Annotated in this window: 19 protein-coding genes; 12 read left to right on the plus strand and 7 right to left on the minus strand. The window is 71.9% G+C overall.

Annotation, left to right across the window (positions count from 1 at the left end; translation table 11 throughout):
- Nucleotides 1-27: 27 nt before the first annotated feature.
- The 3 genes from AB1K56_RS16020 to AB1K56_RS16030 all read left to right on the plus strand — a co-directional run bounded on the left by AB1K56_RS16020 (nucleotide 28) and on the right by AB1K56_RS16030 (nucleotide 4,837).
- Nucleotides 28-2,064 carry a bifunctional aldolase/short-chain dehydrogenase gene (locus tag AB1K56_RS16020; protein ID WP_371206468.1) on the plus strand — a complete coding sequence of 679 codons (2,037 nt, stop codon included), beginning with the start codon at nucleotides 28-30 and terminating at the stop codon, nucleotides 2,062-2,064.
- A complete protein-coding gene (locus AB1K56_RS16025; protein WP_371206469.1) occupies nucleotides 2,061-3,512 on the plus strand; it encodes a rhamnulokinase family protein in 1,452 nt (483 codons plus the stop codon). Before AB1K56_RS16020 ends, AB1K56_RS16025 begins: the two co-directional genes overlap by 4 nt.
- Before the next feature lie 65 nt (nucleotides 3,513-3,577).
- Complete coding sequence (locus AB1K56_RS16030) at nucleotides 3,578-4,837, plus strand: alpha-hydroxy-acid oxidizing protein (protein ID WP_371206470.1); 1,260 nt, start codon at nucleotides 3,578-3,580, stop codon at nucleotides 4,835-4,837.
- A 586-nt stretch (nucleotides 4,838-5,423) separates the two neighbouring features.
- On the opposite strand, the gene AB1K56_RS16035 is transcribed toward AB1K56_RS16030, so the two are convergent.
- Complete coding sequence (locus AB1K56_RS16035) at nucleotides 5,424-6,041, minus strand: TetR/AcrR family transcriptional regulator (RefSeq protein ID WP_371206471.1); 618 nt, start codon at nucleotides 6,039-6,041, stop codon at nucleotides 5,424-5,426.
- A 103-nt stretch (nucleotides 6,042-6,144) separates the two neighbouring features.
- Between AB1K56_RS16035 and AB1K56_RS16040 the strand changes: the two genes are divergently transcribed.
- From AB1K56_RS16040 to AB1K56_RS16055, 4 genes are all read left to right on the plus strand, one after another.
- Nucleotides 6,145-6,969 carry a sugar phosphate isomerase/epimerase family protein gene (locus AB1K56_RS16040; protein WP_371206472.1) on the plus strand — a complete coding sequence of 275 codons (825 nt, stop codon included), beginning with the start codon at nucleotides 6,145-6,147 and terminating at the stop codon, nucleotides 6,967-6,969.
- Nucleotides 6,966-8,096, plus strand: coding sequence for a Gfo/Idh/MocA family protein (locus tag AB1K56_RS16045; RefSeq protein WP_371206473.1), 1,131 nt, complete (start codon nucleotides 6,966-6,968; stop codon nucleotides 8,094-8,096). The genes AB1K56_RS16040 and AB1K56_RS16045 overlap by 4 nt, the downstream gene beginning before the upstream one ends.
- Nucleotides 8,097-8,230: 134 nt before the next feature.
- Nucleotides 8,231-8,662 carry a chemotaxis protein CheY gene (locus tag AB1K56_RS16050; RefSeq protein ID WP_371206474.1) on the plus strand — a complete coding sequence of 144 codons (432 nt, stop codon included), beginning with the start codon at nucleotides 8,231-8,233 and terminating at the stop codon, nucleotides 8,660-8,662.
- Entirely contained in the window at nucleotides 8,659-8,970 is a 312-nt protein-coding gene (locus AB1K56_RS16055) for a transcriptional regulator (RefSeq protein WP_264632162.1), read from the plus strand. The genes AB1K56_RS16050 and AB1K56_RS16055 overlap by 4 nt, the downstream gene beginning before the upstream one ends.
- Nucleotides 8,971-9,069: 99 nt before the next feature.
- Here the strand turns inward: AB1K56_RS16055 and AB1K56_RS16060 are convergent, their stop codons facing one another.
- From AB1K56_RS16060 to AB1K56_RS16070, 3 genes are all read right to left on the minus strand, one after another.
- Nucleotides 9,070-10,680, minus strand: a complete 1,611-nt coding sequence (locus AB1K56_RS16060) for a DHA2 family efflux MFS transporter permease subunit (RefSeq protein WP_371206475.1) — start codon at nucleotides 10,678-10,680, stop codon at nucleotides 9,070-9,072.
- Nucleotides 10,681-10,846: 166 nt separating this feature from the next.
- Complete coding sequence (locus AB1K56_RS16065; RefSeq protein ID WP_371206550.1) at nucleotides 10,847-12,208, minus strand: MFS transporter; 1,362 nt, start codon at nucleotides 12,206-12,208, stop codon at nucleotides 10,847-10,849.
- Between the two features lie 8 nt (nucleotides 12,209-12,216).
- Nucleotides 12,217-12,678, minus strand: coding sequence for a MarR family winged helix-turn-helix transcriptional regulator (locus tag AB1K56_RS16070; RefSeq protein ID WP_136587334.1), 462 nt, complete (start codon nucleotides 12,676-12,678; stop codon nucleotides 12,217-12,219).
- A 107-nt stretch (nucleotides 12,679-12,785) separates the two neighbouring features.
- On the opposite strand from AB1K56_RS16070, the gene AB1K56_RS16075 reads away from it, so the two are divergent.
- The gene (locus AB1K56_RS16075; RefSeq protein ID WP_371206476.1) at nucleotides 12,786-13,634 is read left to right on the plus strand and encodes an alpha/beta fold hydrolase; all 849 of its coding nucleotides are present in this window, start codon (nucleotides 12,786-12,788) and stop codon (nucleotides 13,632-13,634) included.
- 59 nt (nucleotides 13,635-13,693) lie between these two features.
- On the opposite strand, the gene AB1K56_RS16080 is transcribed toward AB1K56_RS16075, so the two are convergent.
- Nucleotides 13,694-14,602, minus strand: coding sequence for a LysR family transcriptional regulator (locus AB1K56_RS16080; RefSeq protein WP_371206477.1), 909 nt, complete (start codon nucleotides 14,600-14,602; stop codon nucleotides 13,694-13,696).
- 71 nt (nucleotides 14,603-14,673) lie between these two features.
- On the opposite strand from AB1K56_RS16080, the gene AB1K56_RS16085 reads away from it, so the two are divergent.
- From AB1K56_RS16085 to AB1K56_RS16100, 4 genes are all read left to right on the plus strand, one after another.
- On the plus strand, nucleotides 14,674-15,633 hold the full coding sequence (locus AB1K56_RS16085) for a DMT family transporter (RefSeq protein WP_371206478.1): 960 nt from the start codon (nucleotides 14,674-14,676) through the stop codon (nucleotides 15,631-15,633).
- Between the two features lie 173 nt (nucleotides 15,634-15,806).
- The gene (locus AB1K56_RS16090; protein WP_371206479.1) at nucleotides 15,807-16,856 is read left to right on the plus strand and encodes a biotin/lipoate A/B protein ligase family protein; all 1,050 of its coding nucleotides are present in this window, start codon (nucleotides 15,807-15,809) and stop codon (nucleotides 16,854-16,856) included.
- Nucleotides 16,853-17,800, plus strand: coding sequence for a DNA methyltransferase (locus tag AB1K56_RS16095; protein WP_371206480.1), 948 nt, complete (start codon nucleotides 16,853-16,855; stop codon nucleotides 17,798-17,800). Before AB1K56_RS16090 ends, AB1K56_RS16095 begins: the two co-directional genes overlap by 4 nt.
- Nucleotides 17,801-18,079: 279 nt before the next feature.
- Nucleotides 18,080-19,063: an LLM class F420-dependent oxidoreductase gene (locus tag AB1K56_RS16100; protein ID WP_371206481.1), complete on the plus strand. Its 984-nt coding sequence runs from the start codon at nucleotides 18,080-18,082 to the stop codon at nucleotides 19,061-19,063.
- A 54-nt stretch (nucleotides 19,064-19,117) separates the two neighbouring features.
- Here the strand turns inward: AB1K56_RS16100 and AB1K56_RS16105 are convergent, their stop codons facing one another.
- Nucleotides 19,118-19,885 (minus strand): PaaX family transcriptional regulator, encoded by a 768-nt coding sequence (locus AB1K56_RS16105; protein WP_371206482.1) that lies wholly within the window; start codon nucleotides 19,883-19,885, stop codon nucleotides 19,118-19,120.
- Nucleotides 19,886-19,887: 2 nt separating this feature from the next.
- Entirely contained in the window at nucleotides 19,888-20,472 is a 585-nt protein-coding gene (locus AB1K56_RS16110) for a GNAT family N-acetyltransferase (protein ID WP_371206483.1), read from the minus strand.
- Between the last annotated feature and the right edge of the window lie 187 nt (nucleotides 20,473-20,659).

The following is a 20,659-nucleotide window of genomic DNA, read 5'->3' on the forward strand; positions in this document are numbered from 1 at the left end:
ACACATCCCGAACCTCGCGAGGAACACATGACCACCTCCACCGCCGCCGACCTCGTCGCGCGCAGCAACCGCCTCGGCTCCGACCCGAAGGTCACCAACTACGCCGGCGGCAACACCTCCGCCAAGGGCACCGACATCGACCCCGTCACCGGTGAGCCGGTGGAGCTGCTGTGGGTCAAGGGATCCGGGGGCGACCTCGGCACCCTCACCGAGAGGGGCCTCGCGGTGCTGCGCCTCGATCGCATGCGCGCCCTCGTCGACGTCTACCCGGGCATCGAGCGCGAGGACGAGATGGTCGCCGCGTTCGACTACTGCCTGCACGGCAAGGGCGGGGCGGCCCCCTCGATCGACACCGCGATGCACGGACTCGTGGATGCCGCGCACGTCGACCACCTGCACCCCGACGCCGGCATCGCGATCGCGACCGCCGCCGACGGCGAGGCGCTGACGGCGAAGATCTTCGGCGACAAGGTCGTGTGGGTGCCGTGGCGCCGCCCCGGCTTCCAGCTGGGCCTGGACATCGCGGCGATCAAGGCGAAGAACCCGCAGGCGATCGGCACGATCCTCGGCGGCCACGGCATCACGGCCTGGGGTGACACGTCGGAGGAGGCCGAGGCCAACTCGCTCTGGATCATCGACACCGCGCAGGCCTACATCGACGAGCACGGCGCCGCCGAGCCGTTCGGCGGGGTCCGCGACGGCTTCGCGGCCCTGCCCGAGGCCGAGCGCCGGGCCAAGGCCGCGGCACTCGCACCGACGATTCGCGGTCTCGCCTCGACCGACAAGCCGATGGTCGGCCACGTCACCGACTCCGACGTCGTGCTCGACTTCCTGGCATCCGAGAAGGCCCCCGCCCTCGCCGCGCTCGGGACGAGCTGCCCCGACCACTTCCTGCGCACCAAGGTCAAGCCGCTGATCCTCGACCTGCCCGCCGACGCCTCGGTCGAGGATTCGATCGCGCGCCTGCAGGAACTGCACGCGGAGTACCGCGCCGACTACCAGGCGTACTACGACGCGCACGCCACGGCCGACAGCCCCGCGATCCGCGGCGCCGACCCGCTCATCGTGCTCGTGCCCGGCGTGGGCATGTTCTCCTACGGCGCGAACAAGCAGACCGCGCGCGTGGCGGGGGAGTTCTACGTCAACGCGATCAACGTCATGCGCGGCGCCGAGGCGCTGTCGACGTACGCCCCGATCTCGGATGCCGAGAAGTTCCGCATCGAGTACTGGGCGCTCGAAGAGGCCAAGCTCCAGCGCATGCCGAAGCCCAAGACGCACCAGGGGCGCATCGCGTTCGTCACCGGCGCGGCTTCCGGGATCGGCAAGGCCATCGCGACCCGCCTCGCCGCCGAGGGCGCATGCGTCGTGGTCGCCGACCTCGACCTCGAGAAGGCGCAGGCCGTCGCCGCCGAGCTCGGCTCGACCGACGTCGCGATCGGGGTCGCCGCGAACGTCGCGGATGCAGAGGGGGTGCAGGCCGCGATCGACGCCACCGTGCTCGCCTTCGGCGGTATCGACCTCGTCGTCAACAACGCGGGGCTCTCGCTGTCGAAGCCGCTGCTGGAGACCACCGAGAAGGACTGGGACCTGCAGCACGACGTCATGGCGAAGGGCTCGTTCCTGGTGTCCAAGGCGGCGGCCAAGGCCCTCATCGCGCAGAAGATGGGCGGCGACGTCATCTACATCTCGTCGAAGAACTCCGTCTTCGCCGGCCCGAACAACATCGCGTACTCGGCGACGAAGGCCGACCAAGCGCACCAGGTGCGTCTGCTCGCGGTCGAGCTCGGCGAGCACGGCGTGCGCGTGAACGGCATCAACCCCGACGGCGTCGTGCGCGGCTCGGGCATCTTCGCCGCCGGCTGGGGCGCCAACCGCGCCGCCACCTACGGCGTCGACGAGAAGGACCTCGGCCAGTTCTACGCCAACCGCACGATCCTCAAGCGCGAGGTCGTCCCCGAGAACGTCGCCGACGCGGTGTACGTGCTCACCGGGCCCGAGCTCTCGCGCACCACCGGCCTGCACATCCCCGTCGACTCGGGCGTGGCTGCGGCGTTCCTGCGATGAGCTCGTCGTCGACGGCCGCGTCGTCGCCGGCCGCGGAGGTGCGCGGCGCCGTCCGCGCGGTCGCGGCCGTCGACCTCGGTGCGACGAGCGGGCGCGTGATGATCGGGCGGGTCGGCGACGGCCTGCTCGAGCTCGAACAGGTCGCGCGCTTCCCGAACGGCCCGGTGCGCCGCGCCGACGGGTGGCACTGGGACCTCGAGGCCCTCTGGGGTCACGTGCGTGCGGGACTGGCCGAGGCCCTGCGGCGCGAGCCGTCGATCGAGAGCGTGGGCATCGACTCCTGGGCCGTGGACTACGGCCTGCTCGACGCCGAGGGTCTCGTCGCCGAGCCGTTCCACTATCGCGACGAGCGCACCGCCGCCGGGGTGGACGCCGTTCACGCGGTCGTCCCGTTCGAGGAGCTCTACCGGCGCAACGGTCTGCAGTTCCTCCCGTTCAACACGCTGTACCAGTACGCCGCCGACCCGTGCGTGGCCGACGCGGAGGTGAGCCTGCTCATCCCCGACCTCCTCGCCGAGCGGCTCACCGGCCGCCGCGTCGCGGAGCGGACCAACGCCTCGACGACCGGGCTGCTCGCGGTCGACACGGGGGAGTGGGACCTCGCGCTCGCCGCGGCGATCGGCATCCCGGCATCCGTGCTCCCGTCCCTCGTCGATCCGGGCGACACGATCGGGCACGCTCCGGCTGATCTCGCCGCGCTCCCCGTCGTGGCCGTCGGATCGCACGACACCGCCTCGGCGATCGTCGCCGTCCCGCTGTCGACCCCCGACGCCGCGTACATCTCGTGCGGCACGTGGGGCTTGGTCGGGCTGGAGCTGCCGGAGCCGATCGTCTCGGATGCCGCGCGCGCGGCGAACTTCACGAACGAGGGCGGGGTCGACGGGCGCGTGCGCTTCTTGCACAACGTCACCGGTCTGTGGCTGCTCAGCGAGACGGTGAAGGCGTGGTCCGAGATCGACGGAGCGCCCGTCGATCTGCCGCTGCTGCTCACCGCGGCCGCGGCCGCGCCGTCGCCCGTGCGGCTCTTCGACGCGGACGACGCCTCGCTCGCGGGGCCCGGCGACATGCCCGCGCGCATCGCGGAGCTGCTCGGGACGCCGGTTCCCGGTGCCGGCGCCGCCGAGCGTGCGGCGTTCGCCCGGGTCATCGTCGAGAGCATCGCCGACGCCTTCGCCCGCGCCGTGCGCACCGCCGGGACGCTGGCCGACCGCTCGATCGACGTCATCCACCTCGTCGGCGGGGGCGCGCTGAACGCGCTGCTCTGCCAGGCGACGGCCGACCGCAGCGGGCTCCCCGTGCTGGCCGGTCCCGTCGAGGCGACGGCCCTGGGCAACGTCCTCGTGCAGGCGCGGGCGAGGGGATGCTTCGGCGCCGACGCCTCCCTCGAAGACCTGCGCCGACGCGTGGCCGAGGCGTACCCGCCGCGACGATTCACCTCCCGTTCCTGAACCCCCTTCCCGCCCCGTCGAGCGGGGCGTACTATGTGGTCAGACCACACGAAAGAGAGATCTCCATGGTGCAGCGACAGCTCCCCAAAGTCGGCGAGCTCCTCGAGCTCATGCAGTTCAAGAAGCCCGAGCTCGACGCGCGCAAGCGCCGCCTCGACGCCGCGCTGACGATCGCCGACCTGCGCACGATCGCGAAGCGACGCACACCCAAGGCGGCCTTCGACTACACCGACGGGGCCGCCGAGGGCGAACTCTCCCTCGACCGCGCCCGTCGCGCGTTCGAGGACGTGGAGTTCCACCCCGACATCCTGCGTCCCGCCGCCGACGTCGACACCTCGTGCGAGATCCTCGGCGGCCCCTCCGCCCTCCCCTTCGGCATCGCCCCCACGGGCTTCACACGTCTCATGCAGACCGAGGGAGAGACCGCGGGCGCCTCGGCGGCGGCCGCCGCCGGCATCCCGTTCACCCTCTCGACGCTCGGCACCACCTCGATCGAGGGCGTCAAGGCGGCCAACCCGGTCGGGCGCAACTGGTTCCAGCTCTACGTCATGAAGCAGCGCGACATCTCGTACGGCCTCGTCGAGCGCGCCGCCAAGGCCGGCTTCGACACCCTGCAGTTCACCGTCGACACACCCATCGCCGGCGCCCGTCTCCGTGACAAGCGGAACGGATTCTCGATCCCGCCGCAGCTGACCGTCGGCACGATCGTCAACGCGATCCCGCGCCCGTGGTGGTGGATCGACTTCCTCACCACGCCCAAGCTCGAGTTCGCCTCGCTCAGCACCACCGGCGGCACCGTCGGCGAGCTGCTGAACGCCGCGATGGACCCGACCATCAGCTACGACGACCTCGACGTCATCCGCGGCATGTGGCCGGGCAAGATCGTCGTCAAGGGCGTGCAGAACGTTCAGGATGCCGCTCGCCTCGTCGACCGCGGAGTCGACGGCATCGTGCTCTCAAACCACGGCGGGCGTCAGCTCGACCGCGCGCCGATCCCCTTCCACCTGCTGCCGAAGGTCGTGCGCGAGGTCGGCAAGGACGCCACGGTCATGGTCGACACCGGCATCATGAACGGCGCCGACATCGTGGCATCCATCGCCCTCGGCGCGAAGTTCACGCTGATCGGCCGGGCCTACCTCTACGGCCTCATGGCCGGCGGGCGCCAGGGCGTCGACCGCACGATCGCGATCCTGCGCAGCGAGATCGAGCGCACGATGACCCTGCTCGGCGTCTCGTCGCTCGATGAGCTCGAGCCCCGTCACGTGACGCAGCTGACGCGGCTGGTCCCGGTGGCGGATGCCGCGGGGGTCGACGCGCAGGTGTGACGCCGCGGCCGGTGCGGCGTGCGGTGCGGCCTGGGGTGGTGCGGGCTGGGGTGTTGCGGGCGGTGGGGTCGGGGTCTCGCGCACGCTCAGTGATCTGCGCAAGCTCAGCGCGAATCGCGGCGGGATGGCGAAGGTTGTGCGGATCGCTGAGGTTGTGCGGGCGTGGCCGTCACGGCCCGCGCCCCGCGCGGGGCTGCCGGGATGTGACCCGTGCGGGGCTCGCGCGCGGTGGGGCCGGGGCCTCGCGCACGCTCAGTGATTCGCGCAGGCTCAGCGCGAATCGCGGCGGGATGGCGAAGGTTGTGCGGATCGCTGAGGTTGTGCGGGCGTGGCCGTCACGGCCCGCGCCCCGGCGCGGGATGTGACCTGTGCGGGGGTCGCGTGCGCGGCGGCGCCGGGGTCTCACGCGCGCTCAGTGATTTGCGCAAGCTCAGCGCTAATCGCGGCGGGATGGCGGAGGTTATGCGAATCGCTGAGGTTGTGCGGGCGTCGCCGGCGCGCCAGGCGCCTGGCCCCACGCCCCACGCCCCACGCCCCACGCCCCGCGCGGGGCCTCAGCCCCGCGGAGCCTCGCCCGCGCGCGGCCTCAGTCCGGCGGCGCCAGCAGCCCGCCGAGAGCCCCGAGCACGTCGGCGAGCGGCATCGATGGATCGAGCAGCCACTGCACCTGCAGGCCGTCCGAGGCGGCGATGAGCAGGGCGGCGATGCGGTCGGGGTCGATGTCGGCGCGGACGCGTCCGTCGGCCTGTTCGGTGCGCAGGCGTTCGGCGAGCTCGCCGCGCAGGCGTGAGAAGCGCTCGGTGAAGTAGGCGCGGGCGGTCGCGCTGTCGTCTTTCAGCGAGGCGGCGACGAGCGTGGTGTAGAGCTCGACGAGGCCCGGCACCGAGGTGTTGTGGGCCGCCGCGTCGGTGAGGGTGGAGAGGGCGGATGCCGCAGGCTCCGGCGACCGCTGGCGATTGGCGTGGTCGTACACGGCGACGAGCAGCTGCTCGCGCGAGTCGAAGTAGTGCAGCAGCGCCGCGTGCGACACGCCGAGCACGCGGGCGATGCTGCGCAGCGACGCCCCCTCGGCGCCGCGCTCGGCGAAGACCTCGATCGCGCGGTCGAGGATCTCCTGCCGCCGCGCGACACCCTTCGAGTACGCCCCCGACCGGCCGAGGCGGTCGTCGTCGGGCGCCGAGGAGGTGTCGTCGTCGCGCCGCATCCCGCCAGTGTAGAGGCATCAAAAGCAACCACTGGTTGGTTTAGTGGTAGCGTTCCCATCAGGTGTCTCCCGACGCCGTTCGACGACGAACGAGGAAGGTCCGATGTCGCTCCCCACCCCCTCCGTGCAGCTCTACACCCTGGTCGAGGAGTTCCGCGCCGATCCGGCCCGGTCGCTCGATCGACTCGCCGCGATCGGCCTCCGGCACGTGGAGGCGTTCGACTTCGTCGGCCGACCCGCCGAGATCCGGGCGGCCCTGGATGCCAGCGGCCTGACCGCCCCGACCGGACACGCGCCGCTGCTCTCCGACGAGCTGTGGACCCCCGACGGGTCCATCCCCACGCCCGAGCCCGAGGCCGTGCTCGAGGCGGCCGCCGTCGTCGGGCTGACCACGGTGATCGACCCCTTCGTCGAGCCGGTGCGCTGGTCGACCGTCGACGGCGTGAACGAGATCGCCGACCGCCTCAACGCCGTCGCCGACCTCGCCGCGACGTACGGACTGAGCGTGGGCTATCACAACCACGCGCAGGAGTTCCTGCTCGACATCGACGGGCGCAGCGCCCTCGAGCACGTCGTCGCGCGCACCGACGAGCGCATCGCGATCGAGCTCGACCTGTTCTGGGCGCTCACCGGCGGGCAGGACGTGCCGGCCCTCGTGCAGCGCCTCGGATCGCGCCTGCTGGCCGTGCACGTCAAGGACGGCTTCGTCCCCGCCGAGAACCCGTTCGGCGTCGACGCCGATCGCACGGTCACCCGCCACCTCGACCAGCGTCGTCCGGGTGAGGGGCACGTGCCGCTCGTCGAGGCGCTGCGGGCGACGGATGCCGTCCGCTGGGCGGTCATCGAGTACGACCAGTCGCCGGGCGACGTGTTCGACGACATCGCCGCGAGCTACGCGTTCCTGCTCGAGAAGGGTCTCGCGGCGTGAGCGCGCCCGTGGGCGTCGGCATCATCGGCGCGGGCGTCATCAGCGACACCTACCTCGAGAACCTCACGTCGTTCCCCGATGTGGAGGTGCTCGTCGTCGGCGACATGATCGCCGACCGCGCCCGCGCGAAGGCCGAGCAGTACGGCGTGCCCGCGTGGGGGACGGCCGACGACGTCCTCGCGCACCCCGACGTGCAGGTCGTGGTCAACCTGACCATCCCCGCCGTGCACGTCGAGGTCTCGGCGGCGGCGATCGCCGCGGGCAAGCACGTGTGGACCGAGAAGCCCCTCGGTCTAGATCGAGACAGCACCGCGCGTCTGATCGCGGATGCCGCGGCGGCGGGCCTGCGCATCGGATCCGCGCCCGACACGATCCTCGGTCCCGGGTTCCAGTCGGCCAAGCGCGCGATCCGCGACGGGATCGTCGGTGAGCCCCTCTTCGCGCAGGCGTCGTTCCAGACGCCGGGACCGGATCTCTGGCATCCGGGACCGCAGTTCCTCTTCGCGCGCGGCGCCGGCCCGCTGCTCGACATGGGGCCGTACTACGTGTCGGCTCTCGTGAGTCTCTTCGGTCCGGTCGACCGGGTCGCGGCGATCGGCTCGCGCCCGCGCCCGCGGCGCCGCATCCACACCGGGCCCGCCGCCGGCGAGCTGTTCGACGTCGAGGTGCCGACCACGATGCAGCTGATCCTCTCGTTCGAGGGCGGGCAGCAGGCGCAGGCGCTGTTCAGTTTCGACTCCGCCCTCGAGAGGGCCGGAGTGCTCGAGGTGCACGGCACCGAGGGGTCGATCTTCCTGCCCGACCCCAACCACTTCGAGGGAGAGATCAGCCGCATCGAACCCCTGGGCGTGCTCCTCGATCACGTGCGTCCGGAGCAGGAGCGCATCGCCGTCGCGCAGGAGGGTGTGGCGGTGGGCCGCGGTCTCGGACTGCTCGACATGGTGCGCGCGATCGCCGAGGACCGCCCCCACGTGGCGACCGGCGAGCTCGGCTATCACGTGCTCGACGTGCTGCTGTCGGCCGAGGAGTCGGCGGCGGGAGCGGGGTTCGTGACGGTCGAGAGCACTCTGACCGCCCCGGTGCCGGTCGTGCCGCGCGAGATGGATCCCTTCGCCCGCACACTCTGAGCGGGCCGCTCCGGCCGGCGGGTGCACCGCCTCGCCGGCGGGAGCGGTCTCGGAGGCTTCCCGGCACGCCGGCAAGAAACCACTTGCCAATATGGAAAGTAGTTGCGAGGATGGAGACACCGAAAGGAGTCCCCATGGACACCCCCTCCGCCGTCACCGCCCCCGAAGCGCGCCTCCTCCTCGAGCGGGCCGCTCGACTCAGTCGGTCCGCCCACGACGCGACCCGCTGGCCGTACATCACCTTCATCGTGGCCCTGGGGGTGGCGACCTCGATGGGCACCTTCGCGATGGCCCTCGCCACCGGCGACGCGTTCGGTCTCGCCTACGTCGGCACCCTGGCCGTGACCTTCGCGCTGCTGCTCTTATTCGTCATCAGCATCCAGGGCCGCTCCGCCTTCGCCCGCAGCCGGCGCTGGACCGCCTACATCGCGAGCTGGTTCACCTCCTACGCCATCGCGTTGTCGGTGGTCATCTGGGCGCACGGCTCGGTGGTGCTCGCGAGCGTGGCTTCGGGACTCGTGCTCGTCGTGGCCCTCGCCTGCGCGGCGCGCGAGGCCCGCTCGTGACCCTGGCGCCGCAGCATCCCCGTCACCGTCTCGACGATCTGCTGCAGAACGCCGTGCGCTTCTCGATCATGGCCGCTCTCGACCGGGCGACGACCCTCGGATTCCGGGAGGTGCGGGATGCCGTCGAGATCACGGATTCCGCTCTGAGCAAGCAGGTCTCCGCGCTCGAGGCCGCCGGATACCTCTCGGTGGGCAAGACGTTCGCGGGCAAGATGCCGCGCACCTCGCTGACGATGACCACGGAGGGGCGGGCGGCCTGGCGGAGCCACCTCGCGGCGCTGCGCGAGATCGCCGGTATCCCCGACTGACGGGGCGGCGACGCGCCGGACCACGGAGATGCCGGGTCGGACGCCCGAACGCCGACGGGCGGGGACGCTTCCGCCCCCGCCCGTCGACACCCGCGCGGCTCAGGCCCTCGCGTCGACGTTCTCCTCCTCCGGCGAGCGACGACGCGCGCCCGCGCCGAGGGTCGCCGTCGAGGCGAGCCCGAGCACGAGGAATCCCGCCGCCGTGAACGCGGCCGCGCGGGTCCCGTCGCTGAACGCGGCCCGGGCGTTGATCGCCAGGTCCTGCGTCTCGGGCGAGGCGGCGAGACCGGCGATCGCCGCTCCCGCGCTGTCGACCACCTGCGACACGACCTGATCGCGCTGGGCGGCCGGGATGCCGCGGTCGTCGAGGGTGGATGCCAGAACCCCCGCCGTGGTCGAGAAGAGCACGGTGCCGAGCACGGCGACGCCGAGGGCGGCGCCGAGCTGCCGTGAGGTCGACTGGGTGCCCGAGGCCTGTCCGCTGGCCGCCGGGGGAACTTCGGCGAGCACGACCCCCGTGAGCTGCGCGGTGGCGAGTCCGACACCGACCCCGTAGACGAAGAGGAAGGGGATGAGCGGTCCCCACGTGGCATCCGGACCGATCGTGAACGCCACTCCCGCGACGCCGACGATCTCGGCCAGAAGGCCGCCGCGCACGATCCACACCGGGGCGACGCGGCCGCTGAGTGCCCCGGCGATGCCGCTCGCCACGAACGAGCCGACCGCGAGAGAGAGCAGCAGCAGGCCCGTCTGCAGGGCGTCGAAGCCGACGACGAACTGCAGCCACAGGGGCAGGGCGAGGATGATGCCGAACTCTCCGAGCGAGACGACCGCGGCGGCGATGTTGCCGTTGCGGAATGACGCGATGCGGAAGAGCCCGAAGGCGAGCAGGGTGGACTCGCCGCGACGCTGGCGGCGCAGACCCCACGCGATGAAGGCGACGAGGGCGACGAGGGCGACCGCGAAGGCGAGGGGGACCGGCGACAGCTCCAGTGGCCAGGTCCAGTCGCCGAGGGTGGGGGCGGTGTCCACCGTCCACCAGCCGTAGGTGCGTCCCTCGATGAGTCCGAACACGAGCGGCGCCATGGTCAGCACCGACAGCAGGGCGCCGACGCCGTCGATGCGCTCCACGCGGTCGCTGCGCGACTCGGCGACCGTGAAGAGGACGCCGATCACGATGATGACGCCGAGCGGGATATTGATGCCGAACGCCCACCGCCACGAGAAGGCGGTCGTGAGCCACCCGCCGAGCAGGGGGCCGACGGCGGCCATTCCGCCGATCGTGGAGCCCCACACGGCGAAGGCGATGCCGCGCTCGCGTCCGCGGAAGGTGGCGTTGATGATCGACAGCGTCGTGGGCAGGATCATCGAGCCGCCGACGCCCTGGATGAGACGGGCCAGGATGAGCAGCCCGCCGCTCGGCGCGAGCGCGGCCGCGATCGAGGCGACTCCGAAGATGACGACGCCCAGCAGCATGAGGCGACGTCGGCCGAAGCGGTCGGCGAGGCTGCCGAACACCAGCAGCAGCGAGGCGAAGACGAGGGTGTAGGCCTCTTGGACCCACTGCACCTCGGTCGAGGAGATCTTGAGCTCCTCGACGATCGAGGGCACGGCGACGTTGACGATCGTCGAGTCGACGATGATCAGCGAGACGGCGATGCTGATGAAGACGAGGCCCGCCCAGCGGCGCCCATCCCTGTTTCCGGTCATGTAGCTAGATTATCTAGCTAGATTATCGAGGGAAAGGGGTTGCGTGAGATTCGTTCCCGCGACACGCTTCCCGAGTTCCGGGCGGCCTCGCACGTCGCAGATGCCCGAATGCCACCGGGAATGCGCCGCCGCGCGTCCCCGGTCGCCGCGGCAAACCGCCGCGGCGTCAGGCGCCGTGGCGCGGGCGGGGGGTGGCGCGCGCGGGCCGCTCGCCCGGCGGGAGGGGGATGGGCGTGGTCCCGGCGATCTCGTCGCTGAAGTCCTCGGGCTCGGGCGTCACGGTCGCGATCGGCCGGGTCTCGTCGATGGTGAGGCGGAAGCGCTTGGTGTCGTGGCGGTGGACGCGCCCCGACGCGAGGGTCCAGGTCACGCCGATCCCGCACGCGACGAGGGCGACACCCGCCGCGAGGGCGATCGCCGTCCGCGGGCCGAACTCGGCCGCCACCGCCCCGACGATGGGGGCGCCGACGGGTGTTCCGCCGAGGAGGATCGCCATGTACAGCGCGAGGACGCGCCCGCGCAGGGCGGGGTCGGTCGTGGTCTGCACGTAGCCGTTGGCGGTGGTCAGGGTGGTGACGACGCAGAACCCGGTGAGCACCAGCGTCACCGCGTAGGTCTCGTACGAGGGAGCGAGGACAGAGAGGGTGGATGCCACGGCGAAGCCGCCCGCGCCCAGCACGACCACGCGCATCCGGGCGCGTTCGCGGCGCGCGGCGAGCAGGGCGCCGGCGAGAGAGCCGATCGCGACGAACGAGCTCAGCAGGCCGAAGCCGTCGGCGCCGCGTCCGAAGGCGAGTGCCATGGTCGAGGCGAAGATCGGGAAATTCATGCCGAACGCGCCGAGCAGGAACACCATGACGAAGATCACGATGAGATCCGGCCGGCGCGCGACGTAGCGGAAACCGTCGGCGAGCCGTGCCGGTCCGCCCCGCCGGTGGTGCACCACGAGTTCGTGCGGGCGCATGACGAGCAGCGCGGTGATCATCGCGAGGAACGTGAAGGCGTTGACGAGGAACACCCAGCCGGTGCCGACCGCGACGATCATCACGCCCGCCACGGCCGGTCCGATCAGGCGCGCGGTGTTGAACGACGCGGCGTTGAGGGCGACGGCGTTGGAGGCGTTCTCCTGCGCGACGAGATCGGACACGAACGCCTGGCGGGCGGGGTTGTCGAAGGCGGTGACGACGCCGAGCGCGAGGGCGAACCCGAACATCAGCGGCAGCGTCATCGCGCCGGTCAGCAGCAGGATGCCGAGGGTCACGGCCAGCGCGAGCAGAGCCGACTGCGTGCACATGATGAGCTTGCGCCGGTCGAAGCGGTCGGCCACCCACCCCGTGACGCCCACGAGCAGCAGCGGCGGAGCGAACTGCAGGGCCATGGTCACGCCCATCGCGGCGGCGTCGTTGTCGGTGAGCTGCGTGAGCACGACCCAGTTCTGCGCGGTCGCCTGCATCCACGCGCCGACGTTGGAGACGAGGGCCCCGATGAACCACACGCGGTAGTTGAAGATCGACAGCGACCGGAACATCGACGTGCTCACCGGTCGGCCACCTTGCGCATGATCACCGCGGCGCGCGCGAGGATGTCGCGCTCCTCCGCGGTGAGATCGGCCAGCGCCTCCTCCACGAAGGCGTCACGGCGTCGGACGGTCTCGTCGACGATCGTGCGCCCGAAGTCGGTGAGGTCGATCGTCACGCGGCGACGATCGACCTCGTCGGGGATGCGGCTGATGTAGCCGGCCTCCTCGAGAAGCGACACCGTGCGGTTCATCGACGGGGCGGTGACGCGCTCGCGATCGGCCAGCTGGCCGAGCGTGTGCGCGCCGTGCACCGTCAGCGCGGCGAGGACGGCGAACTGCCCGTCGCTCATGGTGTCGACGGCCCGCTGCGCCCGGAGGCGGCGGGCCAGGCGGAACGTGGCCATGCGCAGCTCGGAGGCCGCGGCGCTGAAGTCATGACTCAGGTCGGGAAGGGGGGATTCGTCGACGCGATCGTTCATGTTCCTGACCATGAGGATAGCTCATTAGCCTTGCTAACGGAATGGGCGGATGTCCATGCGCCCGCGAAGACCGAGCCCGGCGGGCGCCGCCGCCCTAAACTCGGCGCATGCCCGAGTTCGTCGACGCCTACGGCATCCCGATCGTCTACGACGTGTACGAGGCGGACCGCCCACGGGCGGTCGTGCAACTGCTGCACGGGGTGGGGGAGCACGCCGGCCGGTACGCCGCGCTCATCGACGCCCTCGTCGCCGACGGCTACACGGTCTACGCCGACGACCACCGCGGCCACGGCCGCACCGGGCTCCGCCAGTGGGGCGGCGACCACCGCCGGCTCGGGCGACTCGGCCCCGGCGGACACGGGGCCGCACGAGACGCCGTCTGGACCCTCACGCAGCTCATCCGTGAGGCGCACCCCGACCTGCCGCTCGTCCTGCTCGGGCACTCGTGGGGCTCGTTCCTCGCGCAGATGCTGCTGGATCGGCATCCGGATGCCTACGACGCCGTCGTGCTGAGTGGATCCGCCCTGCGCTGGCCCGGCTCCCTGAACGCCGGCGACCTCAACGCCCCGTGGAAGCACCTGCGCGGATCGGGGATGGAGTGGCTCTCGAGCGACGAGCAGGTCGGGCGCGATTTCATCGCCGACCCCCTCACCACCTCGGAGCCTCTGATGAAGCTGTTCGGGCCGATCGAGGCGGCCAAGCTCTTCGGGCGCCCGCGCCGCGACCTCGGGCGCGATGTGCCGATGCTGCTCATGGTCGGTCGCGACGACACCGTGGGCGGCCCCCGGAGCGTCCACCGACTGGCCGACGCGTACCGCGAGCGGTCCGGCCTGACCGACGTGACCACCCTGGTCTACCCGGGTGCGCGCCACGAGATCTTCGCGGAGCGGGAACAGGATGCCGTCCGGGCCGACCTGCTCGCGTGGCTCGACCGGCGGGTTCCGGCGCGGGACTGAGCGATCCCACCCAGGACCCTGAGCCTGTCGAGGGGTCCGGTCTCTCCGCCGCGCTCGCCTCACCCCGCGGCATCCGTCGCCCGCGCCGCGACCGTGCGCAGCGCGGCGAGCACGCGTCGGACCGCCGCGTAGGCGAGGGCGTCGGGGCGGGCGAGGGCGTCGACGTGGCGCACGAGCGGGAGATCGACGAGCGGGCGCAGCACGAGGCCCGCCCCGGCGAGAGGCAGGGCGGTGGTGCGCGGGAGCACCGCGATCGCCGCTCCCGCGCGCACGACCTCCGCGGTGACCGAGAACTCGTTGATGCGGTGGGCGATGTCGAGGGGGCGCCCGACGTGCGCGGCGAGATGGTCGAGGACGCCCGCGAGGGGAAACCCGGGATGCACCGACACCCAGCGTTCGCCGGCCACGTCGTCGGCGCGCAACCGCTCACGCCGAGCGAGGGGATGCGCCGCGGGCAGGGCGATGTCGAGCGCCTCGCTCAGGAGCGGCGTCGCCACCACGCGATCGGCGGGCCAGGGTTCGTCGTGCGCGAGGCGGTGCGCGATCACCAGGTCGTGGTCGGCGGTCAGGCCCGGGAAGTCCCGGTGCGCCACATCTGCGTCGGCCAGATGGAGGGGCGGGATGCCGTCGAGCTCGCGCAGCAGCGGACCGAACAGCGCGAGTCCCGCACTGTGGAAGGCCGACACGCGCACCGGGCGTTCGTCGCTGTCGAGGAACGCGCCGACCGCCTCGCGCGCGGCGGTCAGCGCCTCGTCGACGCGCGTGCCGGCGGCGGCGAGGGCTTCTCCCGCCGCGGTGAGGGTCAGCACGCGGCCGCGACGCGCCGTCAGCGGCACGGGAACGCGCGCCTGCAGATGGGCGAGCTGCTGCGACACCGCCGACGCCGAGACGTGCAGCGCCGCGGCGACCGCGGCCACGCTCCCACGATCGCCGAGTTCGCGCAGCGTGCGCAGATGGACAGGATCCATAAGCTCGAACTTACGAGATCGTGAAGCGAAACGTCGTTGTTCTTCCGAGTGTTCGCGCCGAGGCTGAACGCATGAGCCGTCGCCCGCCCGAGATCGTCGTCGACCTCCTCCTCATCGCCGTGGCGGCGGTCTGGGGTGCGAGCTTCCTGGCCGCGAAAGACCTCGCCGCCGAGGTCGGCGTCGCTCCCGCGGTCGCCCTCCGCTTCCTCGTCGCGGCTGCCGCGCTCGGGGTGGTCTGCGCGGCGCGACGGGAACGGATGCCGCGCGGCCGCGGTCTCGCGATCGCGGCGCTGCTCGGCTGCTCGCAGGCGGCCGTGATCGCACTCGAGACGTGGGGCGTGCACCTCACCTCGGCCACGAACGCGGGACTGCTCATCAGCCTCGCCCTCGTCTTCACGCCCGTGCTCGAGAGCATCGCGGCGCGGTCGTGGCTGCCGCGGTCGTACTTCGTCGCCGCCGTGGCCGCGGTGGTCGGGGTCTTCCTCCTCGTCTCCGGGGGAGGACTCCGGATGCCGACCGTCGGCGACGCCCTCGTCATCGCCGCGGCCGTGGTGCGCGCCGTGCACGTCACCGCGAGCGCCCGGCTCACGCGCGGGCGTAACGACAGCAGTCTCGCGGTCGTGCTCGTGCAGCTGACGGTGTGTGCGGTGGCCTCGTCGGCGGTGGCGGGCGGCGATCTCCCCCTCGCGGTGGGGCGGCTCTCGGCATCCGGGTGGATCGACGTGCTGTTCCTCGGGCTGATGTGCTCGGTATTCGCGTTCGTGGTTCAGCTGTGGGCCGTGCGCCGCACCTCGGCGACGCGCGCGAGCATCCTGATGGGCACCGAACCGGTGTGGGCGCTCGCCGTGGGGGTGGCCGTCGGCGGAGAGGCCGTCGGCGCCCCGGGGCTGGTGGGGGCGGCGCTGATCGTCGCCGCCTCGTACGCCGGCCAAGCCATCGAGCGCCGCCACCGTCGCGCGCTCGCCGCCGCACCCCCGGCCGCTTCCCCCGCCGCGGGCGTCGCCGCGGGCGCCGAGACTGCACGGCGCTGACATCTCGGCGGCATCCTGCAACCGTTTCGTCGGCCGGATGCAGTCTCGGTGAGCCGCGCCCCGCCCCCGCGCGCCCCGCCCCCGCGCGCCCCGCCCCCGCGCGCCCCGCCCCCGCGCCGCCGCCGCCGCGCCCCGCCGTCCCGACCGCCGCGCCCCCGCCGTAGGCTGGACGCATGCACGGCGAGTACAAGGTCCCGGGGGGCAAGCTGGTCGTCGTCGACCTCGAGGAGCGCGAGGGCCGGATCCACGGCTTCCACCTCGCGGGAGACTTCTTCCTCGAACCCGACGACGCCCTCGACGACATCGACGCGGCCGTGAACGGGCTGCCCGTCGAGTCCGACGTCCCCACGATCGCGGCGGCCATCCGCCAGGCGCTGCCCGAGGGCGCGCAGCTGCTCGGCTTCACGCCCGAGTCGGTGGCCACGGCCATCCGTCGCGCGCTGGTCACGGCCCCCGGCTGGGCCGACTTCGAGTGGGAGGTCGTGCACGACGCCCCGGTCTCGCCGCGCATGAACCTCGCCCTCGACGAGGTGCTCACCGCCCGCGTGGGCGCGGGGCTCCGCAAGCCCACGTTGCGCCTATGGGAGTGGAACGAGAACGCCGTCGTGATCGGTTCGTTCCAGTCGCTGCGCAACGAGGTCGACCCCGAGGGCGCCGAGAAGCACGGCTTCGACGTGGTGCGCCGCATCTCCGGCGGTGGCGCGATGCTCATGGCCGCGAACTCGATCGTGACGTACTCGCTGTACGTGCCGGCATCCCTCGTCGCCGGAATGACCTTCGCCGACTCGTACGCCTTCCTCGACGACTGGGTGCTGCAGGCCCTCCGCTCGCTCGGCATCGACGCGGTCTACCAGCCGCTGAACGACATCGCCGGACCCCACGGCAAGATCGGCGGAGCCGCGCAGAAGCGCCTCGCCAACGGCGGCGTCCTTCACCACGCGACCCTCAGCTACGACATGGACGGCCAGGTCCTCACCGAGGTGCTGCGCATCGGCCGCGAGAAGCTCAGCGACAAGGGCACCGTCTCGGCCGCGAAGCGCGTGGACCCGCTGCGCAGCCAGACCGGCCTGCCGCGCGACGAGGTCATCGAGCGCTTCATCCAGACCTTCACCACGCTCTACGGCGCGACCGAGGGTCACATCTCCGACGAGGAGTACGCCGAGGCCGAAGCGCTCGTCGAGACGAAGTTCGCCACCGACGCGTGGCTGCAGCGCGTCCCGTGAGCACCGAGGCCCTGCCCGACGCCCCCGCTCCCGGCCGCGTCGAGATCCACCATGCCGACAATCTGACGGTGACCCCGGCCCTTTCCGACGGGTCGTTCGCCCTCGTCTACCTCGACCCGCCGTTCAACACCGGGCGCACGCGCTCGAAGGCCGTCGAGTCGGCGACGTGGACGCCCCCGGTCGAAGAGCCTCAGGATGCCGCGGAGCCCGAGGCCGTGGCATCCGATCCCAACATGCTCGACTTCCCCGAGGAGGAGCCGCCCCCGCCGCCGGTCGTTCAGCGCGGCTTCCACGGCCGCGAGTACGCGCGCCTGCGCGGAGACCTGCGCACCTACGACGACCGCTTCGACGACTACTGGGGCTTCCTCGAGCCGCGGCTGGTCGAGGCCTGGCGCCTGCTCGCCGACAACGGCACGCTCTACCTGCACCTCGATTACCGCGAGGTGCACTACGCCAAGGTGATGTGCGACGCGCTGTTCGGTCGCGACAAGTTCCTCAACGAGCTCATCTGGGCCTACGACTACGGAGCGAAGACCAAGCGCCGCTGGCCCACGAAGCACGAGACGATCCTCGTGTACGTGAAGAACCCCGCGACCTACTTCTTCGACTCGGATGCCGTGGACCGCGAGCCCTACATGGCCCCCGGTCTCGTGACCGCCGAGAAGGCCGCGCGCGGCAAGATGCCCACCGACGTGTGGTGGCACACCATCGTGCCGACGACCGGTCGCGAGAAGACGGGCTATCCGACGCAGAAGCCCGAGGGCGTGCTGCGGCGCATGGTGCAGGCCTCGAGCCGCCCGGGCGATCGCGTGCTCGACATGTTCGCCGGCAGCGGCACGCTCGGCGCGGTCGCCGCCCCGCTCGGCCGCGACGCCGTGCTCATCGACGACAACGCGGATGCCGTGGCCGTGATGCACAAGCGCCTGGAGCCGTTCGCGGGCTGAGCGGGCGGGGTGGTCGTCGTCGCCCCCGCCGGGGCGAGCTGATGGCCCCTGGTTGCGGGGTGGTGCCGGTGCGCGGGGTCGGCGCCGCGGCGTGGGGCGTACCGTCGTGCGGACGCGGGGGTGGATAGGCCGTCGAGGGCGCGGCTCGGGCGGCGTGTCGCCGGGGAACTCCGCATGGCGGGAGCCCGCCTGCTCCGCTCGTGTCGCGGCCCTCGACCCGGACGGACCGAATCCGACCGAGCGGCCCCCGACATCGGCCCTCACGCCTAGGGTGAGCCCATGGACTTCGGCATCTTCATCCCCCAGGGCTGGCGGTTCGACCTCGTCGGCATCGATCCCTCCGAGCACTGGCGCGTCATGAACGCGCTCGCCCAGAGCGCCGACGACGGCCCCTGGGCCTCGCTCTGGGTCTACGACCACTTCCACACCACCCCGGTTCCCAGCCGCGAGGCCACCCACGAGGCGTGGTCGCTCATGGCCGCGTTCGCCGCGGCGACCGACCGCGTGCGCCTCGGCCAGATGTGCACCTGCATGGGCTATCGCAACCCGGCCTATCTCGCGAAGGTCGCCGCCACCGTCGACGCGATCTCGGGCGGTCGCGCCGAGATGGGCATCGGCGGCGGCTGGTACGAGCACGAGTGGAAGGCCTACGGCTACGGCTTCCCGCCCATCGCCGAGCGCCTCGGCCGCCTGCGCGAGGGCGTCGAGATCATGCATCAGGCGTGGACCACGGGCGAGGCCACGCTGTCCGGGAAGTACTACGAGGTCGAGGGCGCGATCGTGCAGCCGCAGCCGCTGCAGCCCGGTGGCATCCCGCTGTGGATCGCCGGCGGCGGCGAGAAGGTCACGCTCAAGATCGCGGCGAAGTACGCCTCGTACACGAACTTCGGCGGCTCGCTGGAGGAGTTCGACCACAAGTCCGAGGTGCTGCGGGGGCACTGCGAGGCCCTCGGTCGCGACGCGGGTGAGATCACGCGGTCGACGAACTTCAACACGATCGTGGCCGAGACCGAGGCCGAGGTCGACGAGCGGCTCGCCGCGGTCGTCGCGCGTCTGCGTCCGCACGTCGGCGACGAGCGGGCGGATGCCATCGAGGCCGACTACCGCTCGTCCGACGGCTTCGGCACCCCCGAGCAGATCGTCGAACGCCTGCGCGCGCGTGCGGAGCACGGCCTCGGCTACGCGATCCACTACTTCCCCGAGGCCGCATACGACACTTCGGGCGTCTCGCTGTTCGAACGCGAGGTGATCCCGCACCTCTGATCGGCCCGGGCGGCTGCCGCGCTATGCGTCATCCTCGTGGATGTCGAGCGTGCGTCAGGGGTGCCAGCCCGGATACACCCGGGCGTCGTCGCCGAGAGACTCCCACCGTTGCGCCCACGCGTGTCGCCAACTCGCGGGCGCCCAGTCGGAAGCGCGCAGCTCGGGGGGGAGAAGGGGATCGTCGCGCATCGCCCGTTCGAGCGCGTCGGCGAGACGCAGCCGACGCGCGACGACGGGGGCGCTCTGGTCATCGTCCCGCAGGGCGTCGCCGACGGCGCGATAGCCCTCGACGAGCGGCTCGGCCGGCCACAGCGTTTCGGCGATCGCCCGCGGGTCGGTGACGCCGCGCAGGTTCAGATCGGTGCTCGCGGCCGTGGCGACGAATCTTCGTGTGGCCGGGGGGAAGGCCTCGCCCAGATCGTGCGCACTGACGTAGAGCGAGGTGGCGACGGTCACGGCGCCCAGGTGGGTGAGCGTGCGTCGGAGGGTGTCCCGGACGATCCGCTGCTCCTCGGGCACGGTCAGTGCGAAAAGGTGCCAGCGGCCATCCCAAGGAGCCGCCCCGGCGTCCTGGGCGAACGCGAGGGAAAGAGCGCGGCGGTCGAACAGTATCCGCTCGCGACCTGCGGGCGTCAGGGAAAGCAGGGCACTGCGCCCTCGTCCGTCCTGGACCAGTTCCTCGCCGGCGATCATCCGCCGCAGAGTCAGGCGCATGGGCTGATCGGCGATTCCGACGAGGTTGGCGGCGTCGTACACCTCACGCGCGGACGCCGCCCCCGAGAGGGGGACGAGCGCTTCGACGACGGTGCGGGGGGAGGGCATCGTCAGAGATCCTTGCGCATGACGGTGAACCGGTCGAACCCGTACACGGCGCTCAGCAGCCCCAGGCGTCCCGCGCTGACGGGACGGAAGCCGACGCGCTCGTACAGACGCCGTGCGCCGGGGTTGGTCTCGATGACGGAGAGCTGCACGGCGCGCGCTCCCATGGATCGCCCCAGATCGTCGGCGGCGGCGAGCAGCATCGTTCCGATCCCTTGGCCCCTTGCTCGATCGTCCACGCAGATGCCGTCCAACACGAGAGTCGCGGGCCGTGAACCGCTGTCCAGGAAAGCCAGGTGCCCCGCTGCGCGCACGGCCGGGAGGATGCCGAGATGTCTGCGAAGCGTGCTCCAGGAGAGGTCTATCGCGCCGGTGCCGTCGGCGTGGAACCCGCACACGCCCCGCACCTCGGCGGGGGTCCGAGCGATGAGGGTGTTGTCCGGCCGGAGGCTCGCCTCGATGACGGCGAGGCCTCGCTCCTGATCGGGGAACGCGGTGCGCAGCTTCGTGCCGAACGCCGCCCAGTACAGGGCCGCGACGCGCGACCGCTCATCTTCGGAGAAACCGCGCCCGATGGATAGATCTGACATGCGCAAAACATATCTCTATCAATACGGTCGTGTGAAGAAGGATATATAAGCGCTCTCCTCGAGGTGGAATCGACGCCGTCGTCGCGACAGGGTCGTCGTCCGATGCCGGGTTGGCGGGCACGAGCACCGCGTTGCCGTCCACCAGCGGTTTCGCCGACTCGCGCGAGGGACGACGTACGACGACGAC

The organism is Microbacterium sp. BWR-S6Y, assembly GCF_041379845.1.
In the GTDB taxonomy this organism is placed as follows: Bacteria; Actinomycetota; Actinomycetes; order Actinomycetales; family Microbacteriaceae; genus Microbacterium; species Microbacterium hydrothermale.

Coding starts and splice junctions, on each gene's coding strand:
- AB1K56_RS16020 (WP_371206468.1), top strand. CDS start 28: ATGACCACCTCCACCGCCGCCGACCTCGTCGCGCGCAGCAACCGCCTC.
- AB1K56_RS16025 (WP_371206469.1), top strand. CDS start 2,061: ATGAGCTCGTCGTCGACGGCCGCGTCGTCGCCGGCCGCGGAGGTGCGC.
- AB1K56_RS16030 (WP_371206470.1), top strand. CDS start 3,578: ATGGTGCAGCGACAGCTCCCCAAAGTCGGCGAGCTCCTCGAGCTCATG.
- AB1K56_RS16035 (WP_371206471.1), bottom strand. CDS start 6,041: ATGCGGCGCGACGACGACACCTCCTCGGCGCCCGACGACGACCGCCTC.
- AB1K56_RS16040 (WP_371206472.1), top strand. CDS start 6,145: ATGTCGCTCCCCACCCCCTCCGTGCAGCTCTACACCCTGGTCGAGGAG.
- AB1K56_RS16050 (WP_371206474.1), top strand. CDS start 8,231: ATGGACACCCCCTCCGCCGTCACCGCCCCCGAAGCGCGCCTCCTCCTC.
- AB1K56_RS16060 (WP_371206475.1), bottom strand. CDS start 10,680: ATGACCGGAAACAGGGATGGGCGCCGCTGGGCGGGCCTCGTCTTCATC.
- AB1K56_RS16065 (WP_371206550.1), bottom strand. CDS start 12,208: ATGTTCCGGTCGCTGTCGATCTTCAACTACCGCGTGTGGTTCATCGGG.
- AB1K56_RS16070 (WP_136587334.1), bottom strand. CDS start 12,678: ATGAACGATCGCGTCGACGAATCCCCCCTTCCCGACCTGAGTCATGAC.
- AB1K56_RS16075 (WP_371206476.1), top strand. CDS start 12,786: ATGCCCGAGTTCGTCGACGCCTACGGCATCCCGATCGTCTACGACGTG.
- AB1K56_RS16080 (WP_371206477.1), bottom strand. CDS start 14,602: ATGGATCCTGTCCATCTGCGCACGCTGCGCGAACTCGGCGATCGTGGG.
- AB1K56_RS16085 (WP_371206478.1), top strand. CDS start 14,674: ATGAGCCGTCGCCCGCCCGAGATCGTCGTCGACCTCCTCCTCATCGCC.
- AB1K56_RS16090 (WP_371206479.1), top strand. CDS start 15,807: ATGCACGGCGAGTACAAGGTCCCGGGGGGCAAGCTGGTCGTCGTCGAC.
- AB1K56_RS16100 (WP_371206481.1), top strand. CDS start 18,080: ATGGACTTCGGCATCTTCATCCCCCAGGGCTGGCGGTTCGACCTCGTC.
- AB1K56_RS16105 (WP_371206482.1), bottom strand. CDS start 19,885: ATGCCCTCCCCCCGCACCGTCGTCGAAGCGCTCGTCCCCCTCTCGGGG.
- AB1K56_RS16110 (WP_371206483.1), bottom strand. CDS start 20,472: ATGTCAGATCTATCCATCGGGCGCGGTTTCTCCGAAGATGAGCGGTCG.